Origin of the sequence: Streptomyces sp. NPDC001137 (genome assembly GCF_040298885.1) — a bacterium.
In the GTDB taxonomy this organism is placed as follows: Bacteria; Actinomycetota; Actinomycetes; order Streptomycetales; family Streptomycetaceae; genus Streptomyces.
On sequence record NZ_JBEPBA010000022.1, the window covers coordinates 21,657 to 39,688 of the forward strand.

Genomic DNA, 18,032 nt, shown 5'->3' on the forward strand with positions numbered 1-18,032 from the left:
ACTGGTGAGGAACCGTGGGGCAGTACAGCGCGGCGAGTCCGCGCTGATCGTGCGGCACGCGCCGCCCGAAGCCGTGGCCGCGGCGATCGTGACGCTGCACGGCGGGCATGAGCTGAGCCGCCGGGCGGCGCACCCCTGGCAGCCGGCCGCGCTCCGTATGCTCCCGGTCCTGCGGGCGGCCGGAGCCGCCTCGCCTCCGGACGTGCTGCTCGGGCAGGTCCGCTACCGGCACCAGGGGTGGAACGACGCCGATCCCGTCCATGACGCTCTGCGGGCGCTCGACGAACTCCAGCGGCTGGCGGGCACGGTGCCCACCGTCCTCGTGGGGCACTCGATGGGGGCCAGGGCGGCCTTGCGGGCCGCGTCGCACCCGCTGGTGCGCGGCGTGCTGGCGCTGGCTCCGTGGTGTCCGCCCGTGGACTCCGCCCGCCATCTCGAAGGCGTGCGCCTGCTGGTTCTGCACGGTGACCGCGACCGTGTGACGCCGCCCGCCGAGTCGGCGGACTACGTGCGCCGGGCCCGGCAGGCCGGGGCCCGGGCCGGCCTGGTGCTGGTGCGGGGCGGCGACCACGCGATGCTCCGCCGCAGTGGCGACTGGCACCGGGCCACGGCCGAGATCGTGGCCGGGATGCTGCGGCCGGATCCGGACACCGAGGGGCTGGCCGCGGAGGCCTGCGCGGCGGACGGCGCCGTCGACCTGTAGGAGGACGGCGCCGCAGGCCGGTTCAGCCGGGGACGATGCTCAGCAGGCCCCCTCGTCCTGCCAGGGCCCCCAGTCGGTGGCGGCCGGCGTCTCGTTCTGGGTCCACCACTTCGCCTTCCAGTTGTGCTTGTTGTACGAGACCTCGTCGCCGGCGGTGTAGACGGCGCTCGAACTCCAGGCGGTCTTGCACGCGGTGGGTGTCGGCGTGGGCGTCGGGGTGGGCGTGGGCGTCGAGTCCGGCGGGGTGGCGCCCGCGAACTTCACCGAGTACTTCGCGAAGTCCCAGGAGTTCTGCGCCACGCTGGAGCAAGTGCCGGAGGTGCGCCCGCCGTTGTCGGGCGGGGTGCACTGCCGGTCGCGGTTGAGGGACCAGAAGGTGAAGCGGTCCATGTTGTGGCTGGTGGCGTAGTCCAGCACGGTCTGGAAGTCGGCCTGGGTGAAGATCTCGCCGGTGTCGCTGCGCCCGTTCATCCCGGAGAAGCCCTCGTGGGCGTAGGCCGTCGCCTGGTCCCAGCCGAACGTCGACCGGAGGATGGCGTTGAAGTTGGTGAGCGCGCTGGTCTGGGAGGCCGCGCCGTTGAAGCCGCCGTCGAAGGGCATGATGGAGAAGTTGTTCGGCGTGAAGCCCTGCGACTTCGCCTCCAGCAGCATCTGCTTGCCGAACCACCCGGTGCCGTCGGCCGTGCCGGCGGTGGTGACGGAGACGTACAGGCCGGGGTTGTTCTGCTGGAGTATCTTCGCGGCGCCGATCTCGTTCTTGATCGCCGCGGTGTTCTCGTACTCCGGCTCCTCCAGGTCGAAGTCGATCGCGTGGAGGCCGTACTTGGTGATGACCTGCTGGTACGCGGCCGCCGTGGCCGCCGCGTCCGAGCACACCTGGCCCAGCTTCGTGCCGCCGTACCCGCCGATGGAGACGGACACGTCGCCGCCCTTGCCGCGGATGGTGTCGATGACGGACCGGACGGCCGTGTCCGAGGAGACGGGAGCCGTGCCGCCCCAAGTGGGGGAGCAGCCACCGCCGTTGGGGGCGAGGACGAAGGCGAGCTGGAAGGCCTTGAGGCCCGTGGCGTCCATGATGGCCGCCGGGTCCGGCGGATCGTTGTCCAGCGGCATGAGGTACGGGGCCGCGGCGTACCAGCGGTTGCTGAGCGCGGCGGTGGCGCCCGAGGCGTTGCCTGCTACCAGGGCTGTGGTTCCTGCGGCGGCGAGTCCGACGGCGGCGGCTGCGCCCAGGCATGCACGAAGACGTCTCACGGTGTGCCTCCGGTGGGGGTGGGGGAGGCCCCAGCTTCCAGCCGGACAGTGACCGCGTCCATGCTTTGGACTAGACCAAACATCTTCTTGGTCTAGACCATACGATTCCTTTGCCTTGTACCTGTCAGGCACAGGCCTGGGTCTTGTGCGTTATGGCCGATGTGCGGTAATTCGTCATCTGTGACCTACTACGACCTCGGCAGCCACGGCCGGCGCGTGACGACTTCGTCGTCCGAGGCGCAGATGTGGTTCGACCGCGGGCTGAACTGGACCTTCGCCTTCAACCACGAAGAGGCCGTGCGCTGTTTCGAGGCCGCCGCCGCGGCGGATCCCGGCTGCGCCATGGCCGACTGGGGCGTGGCCTATGCGCTCGGCCCCAACTACAACAAGCCCTGGGAGTTCTTCGACGAACAGGACCTGGCCCGCACGGTGGAGCGCACCCACACCGCGGTGCAGCGGGCACACGCCAAGGCCGCCGGAGCCACCCCCGTCGAGCAGGCGCTCATCGACGCCCTGCGGGCCCGCTATCCGCAGGAGCGGGCCCCGGCCGTAGAGGAGTGTTCGGTGTGGAACACCGCCTACGCCGACAGCATGCGGACCGTTCACCGACTGGCGCCCGACGACCTCGACGTGGCCACCCTGTACGCCGACGCCCTGATGAACCTCACGCCCTGGCAGCTGTGGGACATCCGCACCGGCACACCGGCCCTCGGCGCGCGCACCACCGAGGCCAGGGCCGTACTGGAGCAGGCGCTCACCACCGAGGCGGGCGCGCACCACCCGGGCCTGCTGCACATGTACATCCACCTGATGGAGATGTCCCCCACCCCCGAGGTGGCCCTGCCGGCCGGTGACCGGCTGCGCGGTCTGATGCCGGACGCCGGACATCTGCAGCACATGCCGTCGCATCTGGAAGTGCTCTGCGGCGACTACCGCCGGGTCGTCTCCGACAACACCACGGCGATCGAGGCCGACGAGAAGTTCCACGCACGCGCCGGGGCGATGAACTTCTACACCCTGTACCGGTGCCACAACCTCCACTTCAAGATCTACGGAGCGATGTTCCTCGGCCGCTACCGGGACGCGATCGACACGGTGCACCGGCTCGAGGCGGCCGTGCCCGAGGAACTGCTGCGGGTCCACAGCCCGCCCATGGCGGACTGGGTGGAGAGCTTCCTCGCCATGCGGGTGCACGTGCTCATCCGCTTCGGCCGCTGGGCCGACATCCTGACCCTGCCGATGCCCGCCGACACGCGCCTGTACTGCGTGAGCACCGCGATGCTGCACTACGCACGGGGTGTCGCGTTCTCCGCCACCGGCCGGATCGAGGAGGCCGAGGCCGAGCGCCGGCTCTTCCACGACGCAGTCGCCCGGGTCCCCGAGACCCGCATGCTGTTCAACAACACCTGCGCGGACATCCTCGCGATCGCCGCGGCGATGCTGGACGGAGAGCTGGAGTACCGCAAGGGCAACCACGACGCCGCGTTCGCGGCCCTGCGCCGGTCGATCGAGCTGGACGACGGCCTTCCCTACGACGAACCCTGGGGCTGGATGCAGCCCACCCGGCACGCCTACGGAGCGCTGCTCCTCGAACAGGGCCTGGTCGCGGAGGCCGAGGCCGTCTACCGGGCCGACCTGGGCCTCGACGACACCCTTCCGCGCGCACAGCAGCACCCCGCCAACGTCTGGGCGCTGCACGGCTTCCACGAATGCCTCGTGCGGCTCGGCAAGGACGGCGAGGCGCAGATCGTGGCCCAGCAGCTGAAGATCGCCACGGCAACAGCGGACGTACCGATCGAGGCCTCGTGCTGCTGCCGACTGGAGACCCGCTCCGGTTAGCTCCCCACGGTCGCCCGCCCGGCCGTGAGCGGGCCCCCTCGTCGTAGTACGACTCGGCCCCCTGCGGGCCCCGCAGGCCGGCGGCTTCCGGCTCGCCGACCACGTGGCCCGCCGGGTGCGCCCCCGTACTGGGCTGCACCCTGGAGGCGCCGGGCAGCCACGAAGGCTGTTCCACCCGCCCCGCCGAACTCGCCGACGCGTTCATCCGGGCCTGTGCCGCGTAGCCCAGCGAACGCCCTGTGGCGCAAGCAGTTCAGGCAACCTGCCGCGTCACCGGGGCCGGCTCCGGTCTCTTCGCCGTGAATCCGTCTCCCGGCACATGGCCGCGCAGCCGCCGCCACAGCCAGGGCCCCACATGGTCCACGGCCCAGCGCACATCGGCTCCCACGGCGCGCAGCACCGGGAGCGGGGAGAGCGGGGGCAGCGGCTCGGCCCAGTCCTCGTAGCCGGGAATGCCGAAAGTGTGGGCCATGCCGGCGGCGATCCGGGCGTGCCCGAGCGGACTCGCATGCAGCCGGTCGTCGCTCCACAGCCGCGGATCGGCCGTGAACGGATGCGGGAAGACGTCCAGGACGTCGACCCCGTACCGTGCCGCGAGCACCCGCAGCCGCGCGTTGAGGCCGACGATCCGGGGCCGCACCCGGCGAGCGACCGGTGACACCTTGCCCAGGTCCGGGAAGGTCATGGTGGCGACGCGCGCGCCCGACGCGGTCAGCCGGGCGAACGTCTCCTCGATGTTCGCGGCGACCGCCTCAGGGTCGTAGCGCGGCCGTACGACATCGTTCATGCCCGCCGTCACCGTCACCAGGTCCGGATGCAGCGCCAGAGCCGGACCGAGCTGATCGGCCCTGATCTGCGCGCTGGTCTTGCCGCGGACGGCGAGATTGGCGTACGTGAGTCCCGGTTGCTGCTGCGCGAGGATCTCGGCGAACCGGTCGGCCCAGCCGCGGTGCCCGCCCGCCGGACCCGGATCGCCGATGCCCTCCGTCAGACTGTCGCCAATCGCGACGTAGCGCAGGTACGAGTGGGAGACGGTCATGCAGCGTGAGCCTATCCTCGGTTCCTCCGGAGTTCAGGCCCGCACGGCCGACCCGCGCTCCCGCATCCGCGGCGCACACAGCACCCGCTTCCTGCGCACCCGCCGGCCCTCGATCGCCGCAACCGTCAGCCGTGCCGCCTCGGCGGCGATCTCGCTCAGCCCCCAGTCCACCGTAGTCAGCGGCGGCGTGAGCACCCGCGACACCGGATGGTCGTCGAAGCCGACCACGGAGAGATCCCGGCCCACCTCCAGGGAGTCCTCCGCCGCGGCCGCGTACACCCCGTATGCCAGCGAGTCCGAGAAGCAGAACACCGCCGTCGGCGAGTGCGCACCCTGCAGCACGCGCCGCGCCACCGCCGTCGCCTCGCCCAACTCCTGCGGACAGGGCACCAGTTCGGCCCGCAGCCCGAGCCGGTCGGCCGCCTCACCCACGTACACGTCGGCCGGCCGGTCCGGTGTGCTCGGCCGGGTCGGCGTCAGGACGGTCACCCGGCGGTGGCCCAGCCCGTGCAGATACTCCAGTACGGCGTCGATGCCGGCCCGGTTGTCGAAGATGACCTGCCCGGCCGTGCGGGCCCGGCTCAGCGAGTCGCCGACCGCGACCACCGGCAGCGCGTCCGCGATGTCGGCCCAGCCCTTCGCGGAGGGGTTCACGGGAGACACCAGCAGCGCGTCGACCCGCTGGTCGCGCAGCTGCTTGGCGAGGACCAGCTCGCGGTCGGGATCGCCGCCCGCGTCCAGGATCAGCGCATAGCGGTCGCCGGCCAGGAGTTCCCGGCCGATGGCCGCCATCAGCTGCTGCTGCCACAGGTCCTGGAGGTCGCCCGCGAGGACGCCGACCATGCTGGTGCGGCCGCTGGCCAGGGCGCGCGCGATGGGATCGGCCTCGTAGCCGAGCTCGGCCGCGGCCCTGCGCACGCGTTCCTCGGTCTCCTTGGAGACGTGCTTGCCGCGCAGGGCGTAGGAGACGGCTGCGGTGGAGAGGCCCGTGGCCTCGGCCACCTCCCGGAGGGTGGTGCGCTTGTTGGGCCTGGCCATGCCGGGAAGCCTACCGGGGCGCCTGCGCCTTGTGGTCACATCGCCCCGCCCGCGAACGGGACACCGTTGACACGCCTCCTGGTTAAGCGGTTAAGTTAAGCGCATCAGTGAAACGCTTAACACTGCTCCTCAGCGAGGACCGCCGCGTGCCCACCGACGTCCACCAGCACATCTGGCCGCCCGCCCTCATCGAGTTGCTGCGCTCCCGCACGGCACCTCCGTACCTCGACGCCTGGACCCTGCACCTGGCCGGCGAACCGCCCTACGCTGTCCACCCGGCCGACCACGATCCGGCGGCCCGCGCGCGCCTCGCCGCCACCGACGGCCTCGACCTGGCCCTGGTGTCCCTCTCCAGCCCCCTCGGCATCGAATATCTGCCGCCCGACGATGCCGACCCCCTGCTGACCGCGTTCCACGACGGCGCTCTCGCCCTCCCGGCCCCCTTCGCCGTCTGGGCCTCCCCATGCCTGAGCGAAGTGGACCCCGAGGCGGTCGAACGCGAGCTGCGCCGCGGCTGCGTGGGCCTCCAGCTCCCCGCCACCGCCCTCCTCGACGCGGCGGGCTGGGCACACTGCGCACCTCTCCTCGACGTCCTCACGCGCCACGACAAGCCCCTGTTCGTCCACCCCGGCGCGGCCCCGCCCGCCGACGGCGCCCCGCCGTGGTGGCCTGCCCTGGTCCCGTACCTGCAGCAGCTGCATGCCTCCTGGTTCGCCTTCCGCGCCTTCGGCCGCGCCCGCCACCCGGCCCTGCGCGTCTGCTTCGCCGCCCTCGCGGGTCTCGCGCCCCTGCACGGCGAACGGCTCGCCGCACGCGGCGGCGGCCGCGGCGAGATCGACTTCGACGTGTTCTACGAGACCTCCTCCTACGGCACCCGGGCCGTCGACGCCCTCGTCCGCGCCGTCGGCATCGACGTCCTCGTCAGCGGCAGCGACCGCCCCTATGCACCGCCCGTCGTCCCCGACCTCGGCGCGGACGCCGCCGTCCACGCCCTGCGCACCGTGAATCCCGCCCGCCTGCTGCACGGCCACACCTGAACCGCCGTGTCCCGAGCCCGACGCAGCCCCGCAACCCGAAAGGAGCCACCCATGCCGTACGAGTCCCTGCCGGAGCGGACCCTCGACAAGCACGAACTCCAGGCACTCGTGACGGACCTCGCCGCCCGCCCGGACCTCTGGCGCGCCCACGTGGCCTTTTCCGACCACGAGCGGCACTACGCGTCCCTGTACCGCGACGCCTACGTCGACGTCTGGCTGCTGTGCTGGACCCGGCAGAACGACACCGGCTGGCACGACCACGACCTCTCCGCCGGCGCCGTCAGCGTCGTACAGGGCGCGCTCGAGGAGTCCACCCCGCGCATCGGCGGCAGCCATCTGCGCGTCACCGTCGACGCCGGCACGTCCTTCTGCTTCGGCCCCGAGCACATCCACCGGCTCACCGGCGCCACCGACGACGCCGTCTCGATCCACGCCTACTCCCCGCCCCTGTGGCGGCTGGGCCAGTACGACATCTCCGCCGATGGCCTGATGCGTCGTATCTCCGTCTCGTACGCGGACGAGCTGCGCCCCCTGGACGCTCCCGTCGCCTGAGAGGGGTGGTCGCGCAAGTCCCGCCCCCGGACGGCGAGTTCGTACTTCCGGAGGAGCGCCCGGGAAGCGCCACGGGACCCGCGAAATATCCGATTTCGCCTGGCTCACCCAATTGGCCGCGCTCGGAGCGAAATTGGGCGCAGGGGTGTGCAAGGTGGCTGCATGAACACAACACAGGGGAACAGCCCCACTCGCCTCGGCCGCGCCAACAAGATCGCTTTCCGACTTCCGCGAATATTCGCGGTGAGTGCCGTGCTGGGCATGGCCTGCGTGGCCGGAGCGGCGACCGCCGCTTCCGCCGCTGACGCGACGCCCACCGCGCAGCTCACCGCAAAGACGACCGCCGCCGAGCGGACCTCGGCACAAGGCCACGGTGAAGGAAGAGGTCACCGTGGCCATGGTGGTGGTGACGATGGCGACTACGAGTGCAATGGCCTGATCGTCCTTCTCTGCGTCTGACCATCGGCGGCAGAGCCGCCTTCACCCACAGGGCGGGCGGGAAGAGGGAGTTGTCCCTCTTCCCGCCCGCCCTGGCGATGTCCTGTCCGACCAAGGTCGGCTCCGCCGCGGTCCCACCGCCCGGACACTCCTTCCCAGGCTTCGCGGCATCCCCCGCCGAGCGCTTAGTGTCGTCGACATGGCAGAAGACTCCCTGCGCTCCGTCACCGTCGAGCGAACCAGCACCGGACACTTCCTCGCGACGAACGCCCGCGGTGGCACGATCAGTTTCGGGACCGGTTCCGAAGGCGACGGGGAGGACGCATTCACCCCCGTCGAGTTGCTGCTCGCCGCGCTCGGCGGTTGCACGGCGGTCGACGTCGACATCGCCACCAGTCGTCATGCGGAGCCGACCAGGTTCTCCGTCGCGGTGACCGGCAACAAGATCAATGACGAGCTCGGAAACCGGATGACCGATCTCCAGGTCACCTTCTCCGTCGCCTTCCCGGACGGCGAAGGCGCCGAGCGGGCCCGCGCGATTCTCCCTCGGGCCGTCAAGACCTCCCACGACCGGCTCTGCACGGTCAGCCGCACGGTCGAGACCGGTACGCCCGTCACGGTGGCGATCGTGGAGGCCTGACCACACGGCAGGTACCGCGTCGGCTGACCGGAACGGCTCAGGCCCCGCTGACCTTCCTGATCCAGGTTCGGTGCGAGGCGATGCTGCTGTACTCGTTCGGCCCGAACAGCACGCCCACCTGCCTGCCCCTGGAGAAGGCGGGACCGCCGGAGACGCCCCGCTCGCACGGCCCACGGCGCGCACACAGAAAGAGGCCGTATCCCGAACGAGCGGTCAGCCATTCGGCCGAGGCAGCGGGGCCGGGCGTCCTCCGGTCCGGCACATGATGAGTGCCCGAGGGCGCCCGGCGCCGGAACCCCGGTGTACGGGTCAGGTCGGCCGGTCACGCGGACCGCCGGCCTGACGGAGGCGGATGTACAGCTTTGGGGCTCGCAAGCGTGAAGCGTTCCCTGCGCGGGAACGGTCGGCTGCCTGCGGCGAGGCCGGACAGTGGACTCCCTGGCCGCTTGAGCTTGAATACTCAAACACATTCGTTCAGACTGTCGTTTGATTCTTCAAACACTTCTAGCGGAGTCATTCCTCCGCCGTCCCCTCCCGGAGTTGCCATGTCCGTAGCCTCTGACGAAGTCGTCGTCCGCCGTGGTCCGCTCGTAGTGGCGGGAGGTGTGCTCGCCGCGATCGTCGTGGCCTCCGCGGCGGACGCGCTCCTTGCGCTCCTCGCTTCGGCCGCCGGCGCGCCCGACGACTTCGAGCCGCTGAAGGCGTCCTCGTACATATTCCTGACGGCGGTCGGCGTCGTGGCCGGCGCGGTCGGCTGGGCCGTTGTGCGCAAGGTGTCGAAGGATCCCCGGGCGCTGGTGCGGTGGCTGGTGCCGACGCTCGTCGTCGTGTCCTTCGTTCCCGACTTCCTGCTCTTCGGCGCCGGCGGCGCGATCGGCGTCGGGGCGCTGCTGCTGATGCATGTCGTGGTTGCGACGGCCGCGGTGTTCGCCTACCGCAAGGTCATGCCCCTGTCGTAGGAACGAGCCGGAAAACGTGGCGCGGGCAGGGACTCACAGTCCCTGCCCGCAACGCACGGACGCGTGGCTCAGGTCTGCACCGGCGCGCCCGTTCGAGCCACGATGTCGTCCACACTCACACCCGGCGCGCATTCCACCAGGGCCAGGCCGTCGGGTGTGATGTCGAGGACGCCGAGGTCGGTGATGACGCGGTGCACACAGCGCTCTCCTGTCAGGGGCAGGGTGCACTCCTCGAGCAGCTTCGGGGTGCCGTCCTTGGCGGTGTGGTCCATCAGGACGATGACGCGGCGGGCGCCGTGGACGAGGTCCATGGCGCCGCCCATGCCCTTGACCATGGTGCCGGGGATCATCCAGTTGGCCAGGTCGCCGCGGGCGGAGACCTGCATGGCGCCGAGGACGGCCGTGTCGATGTGACCGCCGCGGATCATGCCGAAGGAGAGCGCGGAGTCGAAGAAGGACGCGCCGGGCAGGACGGTGACGGTCTCCTTGCCCGCGTTGATCAGATCCGGGTCGACCTCGTCCTCGTACGGATACGGGCCGGTGCCGAGGATGCCGTTCTCGGAGTGCAGCACGACGTGCACGCCGGGCGGGAGGTGGCCGGGGATGCGGGTGGGCAGGCCGATGCCGAGGTTGACGTAGGAGCCGTGGCTGAGTTCGGCGGCGGCGCGGGCGGCCATCTGGTCGCGGGTCCAGCCCAGTCGGGTGGGGGTGGCGGTGCTCATGCGCGTACGGTCCCTCGTGTCGAAGACGCGGAAATCAGAAGGTGTTCGATCTGCTTGGCGGCGGCCTGTGCGGCCGTCAGCTCCACCACCCGCTGCACGAAGATGCCCGGCAGATGCACCTCGTCCGGGCTCAACTCGCCTGGTTCCACGAGCTGTTCGACTTCGGCGACCGTGATGCGGCCGGCCATCGCCGCGAGCGGGTTGAAGTTGGCGGCCGCCTTGCGGAAGACCAGGTTTCCGTGGGTGTCCGCGCGCCAGGCCCGGACGAGTGCGAAGTCGGTGGTGATGGCGTGTTCCAGGACATACGTCCGGCCGGCGAACTCCCGGGTCTCCTTGGCCGGGGAGGCCACAGCCACCGCGCCGCCGGATGCGTAGCGCCAGGGAAGGCCGCCCTTGGCGACCTGAGTGCCCACCCCGGCAGGCGTGTAGAAGGCGGGGATGCCCGCACCTCCGGCGCGCAGCCGCTCGGCCAGCGTGCCCTGCGGGACCAGCTCCACCTCCAGTTCGCCCGACAGGTACTGACGGGCGAACTCCTTGTTCTCGCCGACGTAGGACCCCGTCACACGGGCGATCCGGCCGTCGGCCAGCAGAACGCCCAGACCCCGTCCGTCCACGCCGCAGTTGTTCGACACGACCCGCAGGCCCGTGGCGCCCTGGGAGTGGAGGGCCTGGATGAGCACATCGGGAATGCCGCTGAGGCCGAAGCCGCCGACGGCCAGCGACGCACCGTCGGGGATGTCGGCGACCGCCTCCACGGCGCTCGCGCAGACCTTGTCCATGGCTCAGGAGCCTTTCTTCCGTGCGTGTGCTGGTTCATGCGTCGGGGCGCAGGGCGTCCGAGATCGGCATCGCGCCGCCGTGGGAGGTGAGGCCGCCGTCGACCGGGATCTCGGCTCCGGTGATGAAGGCGGAGTCGTCCGAGAGGAGGAAGGTGACGAGCGGGGTGATGTCGTCCACCGTGCCGGTGCGGCCGAGCGGGGTCAGGCGGAGGTTCGCCTCCCGGAAGGCCGGAGCCGCGGAGGCGGTCATGTCCGTCTCGATGAAGCCGGGGTGGATGGTGTTCACGCGGATACCGCGGGGCCCCAGTTCCATGGCGGCGGTCCTGGACAGGCCGCGCAGCGCCCACTTGGAGGCCGTGTAGGCGACCGGGTAGTGGGCGGTGAGCGCCGCCGACGAACCGACGTTCACGATCGACGCCCCCGCGCGCATAAGCGGCACCAGGTGCTGGATGCCCAGGAGCGGCCCGGTGACGTTGACGGCGTGGACGCGGGCCATGTCCTCGGGGCGTACGTCGTCGATGCGGGCGCGCCAGGTGACGCCCGCGTTGTTGACCAGGCCGTGCACCTGCCCGTACGACTCCCGCAGTTCGGCGGCGAGGCGGGCCCAGTCCTGCTCGCTGGTGACGTCGAGACGGCGGCAGCCGGGCCCCTCCGTGACATCGGTGGCGATCACCCGGGCGCCCTCGCGGGTGAGTGCCTCGGCCTCCGCGGCGCCCTGGCCGCCCGCCGCGCCCGTCACCACGACGACCTTGCCGAGCAGCCGTTTCGGATGGAGGTCGCTCACGGCCGCTCCCGCGAGCGGCGCCGGCCGGTGGGGACGGGCCGTGGATCGGAGCCGCTCACCACGGTGTTGGAGACGCTGCCGATGCCCTCGACGGTGAGTGTGACCGTGTCGCCGGGCTTCAGCGGAGCCGGGTCCTGCCTGCCTCGTACGCCCCACAGCTCGGCGAGGCAGCCGCCGTTGCCGCAGGTGCCCGAGCCCAGGACGTCACCGGGGCGCACCCAGGTACCGCGCGAGGCGTAGGCGACCATCTCCTCGAACGTCCAGCTCATGTTGGACAGCAGGTCCTTGCCGACCACCTCGCCGTTCACCTCGGCGGTGAGCGCGAGCCGCAGGAACCCGTCCTCGTCGCGGTACTCGGCCAGTTCGTCGGCGGTGACCAGGTAGGGGCCCAGGGTGGTGGCCGTGTCCTTGCCCTTGCACGGGCCGAGACCCACCCGCATCTCGGCGGACTGAAGGTCGCGGGCGGACCAGTCGTTGAGCACGGTGTAGCCGACGATGTGCTCCCGGGCCTGCTCGGGAGTGAGGTCGCGGCCCTCCTTGCCGATCACGGCGGCGACCTCGAGCTCGAAGTCCAGGACGCTCGAACCGGGCGGCACGGGGATGTCGTCGCCCGGCCCGTACACGGCGTACGGGTTGGTGAAGTAGAAGGTGGGTGCCGCATACCACTGCTCGGGCACGCCCGCGCTGCCGTCCACGGACCGCCGTACCCCCTCGACGTGCTCCTCGAAGGTGACGAAGTCCCGCACGGTGGGCGGCTGGAGCGGCGCCAGGAGCCGTACGTCCGAGACATGCGGGCCGGCCGGTACGTCGGTCATCACGGAGCCCGCGTCGAGGAGTTCGGGCAGACCGCCGCCCTCGGCGAGCAGGCCGGTCAGTGAGGTGACGCCGGGCAGGGGGTGGAGCGTGCCGTCCTCCTCGACGACGGCCACTTGGCGTCTGTTGCGGTACTCGTACGTGGCGAAACGCATGGGCGGTGTCCTGTCGGAGGGGAGGGCGGGCGCGAAGGCCGGGGACGCGGCGGGGAGTCAGGGCATGACAGGGCTGCCGCGCCCCCGGTGACGGGGGGTGCCGGTCAGACCGGCGGGGCGACGAAGACGCCGCGGTCCACGTCGTTGAAGGACTCCTTGGCGACGAGTTCGTTCATGGGGTTCGCGGTGCCCCACTGGTCGGTGACCTCGGGCTGGGAGAAGTCGTAGACGTGCGGGTGCCAGGTGTCCTCGTCCAGAACCTCCAGCTCCGTCGTGTACTCGACGGTGTTGCCGTGCGGGTCGAGGAAGTAGGTGAACGTGTTGTCGCCCGCCATGTGGCGACCGGGGCCCCAGATCTTGCGGATCCCGGCCCGCATCACACGCCCGGAGCCGCGCATGTACTCGTCCAGTCCGCGCATCTCGAAGGAGACGTGGTGCAGGGAGGTGTGGGGGCCCTTCGCGATGGCCATCGAGTGGTGCTGGTTGGAGATCCGCATGAAGTGCATGACCTCGCCCATGTGCGGCGAGCTGAGCGTGTCGGAGAGACGGAAGCCCATGTGGCGCTCGTACCACTCCCGCGTGCGGTTCAGGTCGGGGGAGTTGAGGACGACGTGCGACAGCTTGACCGGGATGGACTCCTTCTCCTCGATCCTGCGGTGCTGCCGTACCTCGACGTCGGCGGAGACCTCGATGGTGCGCCCGTCGACGTCGAAGAAGCGGAACCCGTAGCCGCCGCCGGGAGTGTCCACCTTGCCCGGCTGAGAGATCAACTGCACGCCGTCGGCCAGGAGTTGATCGGCGAACGTGTCCACGTCGGCCGTGCTCGCCGCGCCGTAGGACACGAGGTCGAGGCGCTTCTCGTCGGCCTTGCGCAGCCGGATGACGTACTGCTCGGGGCTGCCCTCGGCGGCCAGGAAGGAGATGCCGGAGTCCTCGGCGACCTTGGTCAGGCCCCAGACGCCGGAGTAGAAGTCGAGCTGTTTGTCGTAGTCGGGCACGGCCAGGTCGACGTGCCGCAGGTGGGTGAGCAGACGTTGGTTCATGGGGGGTTCCTCCTCAGTCGAGGTCGAGCAGGGCGGCGGCGTTGCCGCCCCGCACCGCGTGGAAGTCGTGGTCGGGCAGGTCCGCGGCGCGCAGCGCGCCCAGTGGGTCGTCGGTGCCCATGTCGAAGGGGAAGTCGGAGCCGAGCAGGACCCGCTCCGGCCCGGCGGCCCGCAGCAACTCCCGCAGGACGTGGGGGTCGTGGACGAGGGAGTCGAAGTGCAGCTGCCGCAGATAGCTGCTCGGCTCCCGTGAGCAGCCCTGCGCGTCGGGGCGGGCCCGCCAGGCGTGGTCGGAGCGGCCGATGTGGGTGGGCAGATAGCCGCCGCCGTGCGCCGCGATCAGCTTGAGTCCCGGATGGCGGTCCAGGACCCCGGAGAAGATCAGGTGGGAGAGGGCGACCGCGTTCTCGGTGGGCTGACCGACGGTGTTGGAGAGGTACCACTGGTCCAGGCGCTCGTCGAGCGTGCAGCCGAACGGGTGCAGGAAGACCAGCGCACCGCGCTCCTCCGCCCGGGACCACAAGGGCTCATAGGCGGGATCCGACAACTCGCGGCCGGGCGCGTGAGAGGAGATCTCCACGCCCTTCAGTCCCTGGTCCAGCGCGTGGTCGAGCAACTCCACAGCCAGCCCGGGGTGTTGGAGAGGGATCAGGCCGAGGCCGTGCAGCCGGTCGGGGGCCTTCGCGCAGTGCGCGGCGGTGCCCTCGTTCGCCAATCGGCATATGTGCCGGGCGAGTTGGGGCTCGGCCCAGTAGTGGTAGTGCGACGGGGACGGGCTGACCAGCTGGACGTCCACGCCCTGCGCGTCCATCGCCGCCAGCCGCACGTCGACGTCCGTCAGCTTCGGCAGACGGGCGCCGACCATCGGACCGCTCACGGCCAGGGCCGCCGGCCCGTTGCGGCGGGCGTCGAGCTCGTGGGCCTCGGCAAGTCCGGGATGTCCGGCGACGGCCTCCTCGACCTCCGGGAGCAGGAGGTGGGCGTGGACGTCGATCGTCGGCATCGACGAGAGGTCGGCGGGATCGGTCACGGGAGCTCCTTCAGCGCGTTCATGGTGCGGCCTATCAGCCCGGGCACGTCGGCGTCGTGCACCCCGTCGAGCACCCACTGGCCGAGCTGGACGGAGGCGTCGACGACCATGCGCACCCGGGGCAGCCGCCGGTCCCGGTAGTCGGTGAAGAGCTGGTCGTCCCAGTCGTCACGGGTGGTCAGCAGCTCGCAGAGGACGGAGGCGTCCTCGAGGGACATCGCCGCGCCCTGCGCCAGGGTGGGCGGACAGCAGTGGGCGGCGTCCCCGACCAGCACGACCCGCCCGCGGTGCCAGGGGCCCTCCACCAGGTGGCGGTCGAACCAGGTGTAGTTGACCTTGGCCGGATCGTCGATGTGCTTCACGATCTCGGGCCAGAAGCCGCCGTAGCCCTGTGCGAGGGCGCGCATCTCGTCGGCGTACGACTGCTGGGGGATCGACGCACGGTCCCGGCACCCCTCGACGACGTAGGCGTAGAGGGTGCTCTCGCTGGTGGGGCAGTATCCGGCGATGTAGGCCGGGCCGCCGTAGGCGAGGTCGGTGCGCTCCAGACCCTCAGGACGAGGGGCGGCGATGCGCCAGATGGCCATGCCGGTCGGTGCGGGCTTGTCGGTGATGCCGATCGCGGCACGGGTGGCCGAGTTGAGACCGTCGGCGGCGACAACCAGGTCGTATCGGCCCTCGGTGCCGTCGCTGAAGCGTACGGAGACGCCGTCGCCGTCCTGCTCCAGGGACTCGGCGGTGACGCCCAGATGCACGCTGGCGCCGGAGGCGCGGACCGCGTCGCTGAGGATCTGCTGGAGCCGGGGGCGCTGCATGCCGAGAGTGGCGGGCAGGTCCGGGCCGCCGGTCTGGATGTCCTCGGCGACGAACAGCACGGTGCCGTCGGGGGCGGTCATTCCCACCGAGCCGAAGGCGAACCCGGCGGCGCTCACCTGCTCCCACACTCCAAGCCGGCGCAGCACCCTGAGGGCGTTGCCCTGGAGGGTGATGCCGGAACCGGTGGAGGCGTGCCAGTCGGGACTGGCCTCGATCAGGTCCACCGTGATGCCCGCGCGGCGCAGCAGGATCGTGACGGCGTTGCCGGAGGCGCCTCCGCCGACTACGAGTACGGAACGGGCGTCGGGATCGGTCATTGAGGGGATACCTCCCGGTCGGGGCCGCACGGCTTCGGGCGGCGGGGGATGCGGCACGCCCCGTCAGGGCGCGGCCGTGAGCGTTACTTGACGGCGATGGGGTTGACCGGCGAGCCGACCGCACCGGTGATGGGCAGCGGCGCGGCGGTGAGCCAGAACTCGTACACGCCGTCCTCGGCGCAGTCCGCGGCGAGCGCGTCGAGGTCCCACATCTCGCCGATCAGCAGTCCGATGTTGGGGATGGCGACCTGGTGCAGCGGCTGGAAGGCGCCCTCGAATTCGTTGGGCCGCACCTCGAAGCCCCAGGTGTCGGTGGCGATCGCGGCGATCTCGCTGCCGTGCAGCCAGCCCGCGGTGGTGAACGACAGGCCCGGCGCGGGCCCGCCCGCATAGTCGCCCCAGCCCTCGCGCCGGGCGCGCGCGAGGCGCCCGGTCCGCACGAGGACGATGTCGCCGCGCCCGACGGCCACCCCGTGCGCCGCGGCGGCCGCGGTCAGATGCTCCACGGTGATGGCGAACCCGTCGGGCAACTCGCCGTCCACCCCGACCACTTGGCCCACGTCGAGGAGGACCCCGCGCCCGGCGACATGGGGTGCCATGTGCTCGATGCCGGTGACGAGGTCGCCGTCGGAGGTGACGACCTTCTCGGCGGCCCGTCCGTTCCAGGCCTTGCCGTGGTCGAAGATGTGGCCGAGCCCGTCCCACTGGGTGGAGCACTGCAACGGCATGGCGATCACGTCGTCGGCGCCGCCGATGCCGTGCGGGAAGCCCTGGTTGCCGAGGGCGGCGTCGGTGCCGGTGTCGAGCATGGTGTGCACGGGGTTGGTCCGCCGGCGCCAGCCCTTCTGCGGGCCGTTCATGTCGAAGGACTGCGACAGTGAGAAGCTGACCCCCCGGCGCACGAGCGCAGCCCCTTCGCGCCGCTTGGCCTCGTCGAGGAAGTTGAGCGTGCCGAGCACGTCGTCCTCGCCCCAGCGCCCCCAGTTGGAGTAGGCCTTGGCGGCCTCGGCGATCGCGCCTTCCGGGTCGTGAGGGTCAAGAGTCATGACGCCTTCTCCGCGACACATCGGGTGCGCTGGACGCCCAGACCGGTGATGGAGCCCTCCATGACGTCGCCTTCGCGCAGCAGCCGGCCCCAGTGCATGCCGTTGCCGGCCGGGCTGCCGGTCAACACCAGGTCGCCGGGCAGAAGCCGAGAGGTCTGGGAGATGTACGACACCAGTCGCGCGACCCCGAAGAGCATGTCCTTGGTGGACTCGTCCTGCATGGTGTCGCCGTTCAGCTTCAGCGTGACCCGAAGATCCTGCGGATCCGCGATCGACCCGGCCGGCACGAGCCATGGCCCGAGCGGGGTGAAGCCGGGGGCGTTCTTGCAGCGCAGCCAGTCCGTGCCGATGGCCTTCATGTCCCGGCGGAAGACGGTGGCACGATCGGTGAGGTCGTTGGCGATCGTGTACCCGGCGACGTGTCCGAGAGCCTCCTCCACCGGCACCCGGTAGGCGGGCTTGGCGATGACGGCTGCCAACTCCAGCTCCCAGTCGGGCTGTTCGGCCCATTCGGGGAGTACGACGTCGTCGTACGGTCCCGCGATGGTGCTCGGCAGGCCGATGAACACGTAGGGCAGGTCCTCGGCGGCCCGGCGGTCCATGACCGCGGCGATCTCCGCACGCGCCTCCTCGACCGTGCGCGGGTCGTCCGGCGAGCGGTGCGCGGCCTCCAGGTCGATCACGTGCTGCCGGTAGTTGGCGCCGGACTGGAAGATCTGGCGGGGCTCCAGCGGGGCGTGCACCCGCAGGCCCTCCAGCGGCCGCCAGTCGAGGGCGGTGTCGCCCGCCAGGGCGTGCAGCTGGGGGAGGGCCTGCTCCCACCGCTCGACCACGGCACGCACCTCGCGCGGCGCCCAGTCCAGGGCTTTGCTCAGGTCGAGTACGCGTCCCTCGGCCAGGAGGCCGGGGAAGGGGTCGTGGGCGTCCTGGGCCGAGAACGTGCCGAGCGCGAACGGGCCGGCAGGTTGCACGAGCGTTGCCATCAGATTTCCTCCTGCTGGGTTGCGGACTACTGTGACCCCGATCAA

19 protein-coding genes are annotated in these 18,032 nt (G+C 71.1%); 7 read left to right on the forward strand and 12 right to left on the reverse strand.

Annotation, left to right across the window (positions count from 1 at the left end):
• Positions 1 to 4: 4 nt before the first annotated feature.
• Positions 5 to 703, forward strand: coding sequence for a dienelactone hydrolase family protein (locus tag ABT254_RS33975; protein ID WP_351478774.1), 699 nt, complete (start codon positions 5 to 7; stop codon positions 701 to 703).
• Between the two features lie 39 nt (positions 704 to 742).
• On the opposite strand, the gene ABT254_RS33980 is transcribed toward ABT254_RS33975, so the two are convergent.
• Complete coding sequence (locus ABT254_RS33980; protein ID WP_351478777.1) at positions 743 to 1,957, reverse strand: chitinase; 1,215 nt, start codon at positions 1,955 to 1,957, stop codon at positions 743 to 745.
• Positions 1,958 to 2,116: 159 nt separating this feature from the next.
• On the opposite strand from ABT254_RS33980, the gene ABT254_RS33985 reads away from it, so the two are divergent.
• Positions 2,117 to 3,796, forward strand: coding sequence for a tetratricopeptide repeat protein (locus tag ABT254_RS33985; protein ID WP_351478780.1), 1,680 nt, complete (start codon positions 2,117 to 2,119; stop codon positions 3,794 to 3,796).
• A gap of 253 nt (positions 3,797 to 4,049) precedes the next feature.
• Here ABT254_RS33985 and ABT254_RS33990 read toward each other — a convergent pair whose 3' ends face one another.
• Together ABT254_RS33990 and ABT254_RS33995 are read right to left on the reverse strand one after the other, a co-directional pair.
• Positions 4,050 to 4,835, reverse strand: a complete 786-nt coding sequence (locus tag ABT254_RS33990; protein WP_351478783.1) for an SGNH/GDSL hydrolase family protein — start codon at positions 4,833 to 4,835, stop codon at positions 4,050 to 4,052.
• Positions 4,836 to 4,868: 33 nt separating this feature from the next.
• The gene (locus ABT254_RS33995) at positions 4,869 to 5,873 is read right to left on the reverse strand and encodes a LacI family DNA-binding transcriptional regulator (RefSeq protein WP_351478786.1); all 1,005 of its coding nucleotides are present in this window, start codon (positions 5,871 to 5,873) and stop codon (positions 4,869 to 4,871) included.
• Positions 5,874 to 6,019: 146 nt separating this feature from the next.
• Here ABT254_RS33995 and ABT254_RS34000 point away from each other — a divergent pair, with 146 nt between their 5' ends.
• The 5 genes from ABT254_RS34000 to ABT254_RS34020 all read left to right on the forward strand — a co-directional run bounded on the left by ABT254_RS34000 (position 6,020) and on the right by ABT254_RS34020 (position 9,499).
• Complete coding sequence (locus ABT254_RS34000; protein WP_351478789.1) at positions 6,020 to 6,910, forward strand: amidohydrolase family protein; 891 nt, start codon at positions 6,020 to 6,022, stop codon at positions 6,908 to 6,910.
• Positions 6,911 to 6,961: 51 nt separating this feature from the next.
• Positions 6,962 to 7,462 carry a cysteine dioxygenase gene (locus ABT254_RS34005; protein ID WP_351478792.1) on the forward strand — a complete coding sequence of 167 codons (501 nt, stop codon included), beginning with the start codon at positions 6,962 to 6,964 and terminating at the stop codon, positions 7,460 to 7,462.
• A gap of 162 nt (positions 7,463 to 7,624) precedes the next feature.
• Positions 7,625 to 7,921: a hypothetical protein gene (locus ABT254_RS34010; protein WP_351478795.1), complete on the forward strand. Its 297-nt coding sequence runs from the start codon at positions 7,625 to 7,627 to the stop codon at positions 7,919 to 7,921.
• Positions 7,922 to 8,099: 178 nt separating this feature from the next.
• Positions 8,100 to 8,540, forward strand: a complete 441-nt coding sequence (locus ABT254_RS34015) for an OsmC family protein (protein WP_351478798.1) — start codon at positions 8,100 to 8,102, stop codon at positions 8,538 to 8,540.
• A gap of 545 nt (positions 8,541 to 9,085) precedes the next feature.
• The gene (locus tag ABT254_RS34020; protein ID WP_351478801.1) at positions 9,086 to 9,499 is read left to right on the forward strand and encodes a DUF6069 family protein; all 414 of its coding nucleotides are present in this window, start codon (positions 9,086 to 9,088) and stop codon (positions 9,497 to 9,499) included.
• Between the two features lie 68 nt (positions 9,500 to 9,567).
• Here ABT254_RS34020 and ABT254_RS34025 read toward each other — a convergent pair whose 3' ends face one another.
• The 9 genes from ABT254_RS34025 to ABT254_RS34065 all read right to left on the reverse strand — a co-directional run bounded on the left by ABT254_RS34025 (position 9,568) and on the right by ABT254_RS34065 (position 17,987).
• Positions 9,568 to 10,221: a CoA transferase subunit B gene (locus ABT254_RS34025; RefSeq protein ID WP_450752037.1), complete on the reverse strand. Its 654-nt coding sequence runs from the start codon at positions 10,219 to 10,221 to the stop codon at positions 9,568 to 9,570.
• A complete protein-coding gene (locus tag ABT254_RS34030; protein WP_351478804.1) occupies positions 10,218 to 11,000 on the reverse strand; it encodes a CoA transferase subunit A in 783 nt (260 codons plus the stop codon). The genes ABT254_RS34025 and ABT254_RS34030 overlap by 4 nt, the downstream gene beginning before the upstream one ends.
• 34 nt (positions 11,001 to 11,034) lie before the next feature.
• The gene (locus tag ABT254_RS34035; protein ID WP_351478806.1) at positions 11,035 to 11,784 is read right to left on the reverse strand and encodes an SDR family NAD(P)-dependent oxidoreductase; all 750 of its coding nucleotides are present in this window, start codon (positions 11,782 to 11,784) and stop codon (positions 11,035 to 11,037) included.
• The gene (locus tag ABT254_RS34040) at positions 11,781 to 12,752 is read right to left on the reverse strand and encodes a fumarylacetoacetate hydrolase family protein (protein ID WP_351478808.1); all 972 of its coding nucleotides are present in this window, start codon (positions 12,750 to 12,752) and stop codon (positions 11,781 to 11,783) included. The genes ABT254_RS34035 and ABT254_RS34040 overlap by 4 nt, the downstream gene beginning before the upstream one ends.
• A gap of 104 nt (positions 12,753 to 12,856) precedes the next feature.
• A complete protein-coding gene (locus ABT254_RS34045) occupies positions 12,857 to 13,795 on the reverse strand; it encodes a VOC family protein (protein ID WP_351478811.1) in 939 nt (312 codons plus the stop codon).
• 13 nt (positions 13,796 to 13,808) lie between these two features.
• The gene (locus tag ABT254_RS34050) at positions 13,809 to 14,798 is read right to left on the reverse strand and encodes an amidohydrolase family protein (protein WP_351479148.1); all 990 of its coding nucleotides are present in this window, start codon (positions 14,796 to 14,798) and stop codon (positions 13,809 to 13,811) included.
• A gap of 23 nt (positions 14,799 to 14,821) precedes the next feature.
• Entirely contained in the window at positions 14,822 to 15,958 is a 1,137-nt protein-coding gene (locus ABT254_RS34055) for an FAD-dependent oxidoreductase (RefSeq protein WP_351478813.1), read from the reverse strand.
• An 83-nt stretch (positions 15,959 to 16,041) separates the two neighbouring features.
• Positions 16,042 to 17,004, reverse strand: a complete 963-nt coding sequence (locus ABT254_RS34060; protein ID WP_351478816.1) for a cyclase family protein — start codon at positions 17,002 to 17,004, stop codon at positions 16,042 to 16,044.
• A complete protein-coding gene (locus ABT254_RS34065; RefSeq protein ID WP_351478819.1) occupies positions 17,001 to 17,987 on the reverse strand; it encodes a fumarylacetoacetate hydrolase family protein in 987 nt (328 codons plus the stop codon). Before ABT254_RS34065 ends, ABT254_RS34060 begins: the two co-directional genes overlap by 4 nt.
• Positions 17,988 to 18,032: the final 45 nt, after the last annotated feature.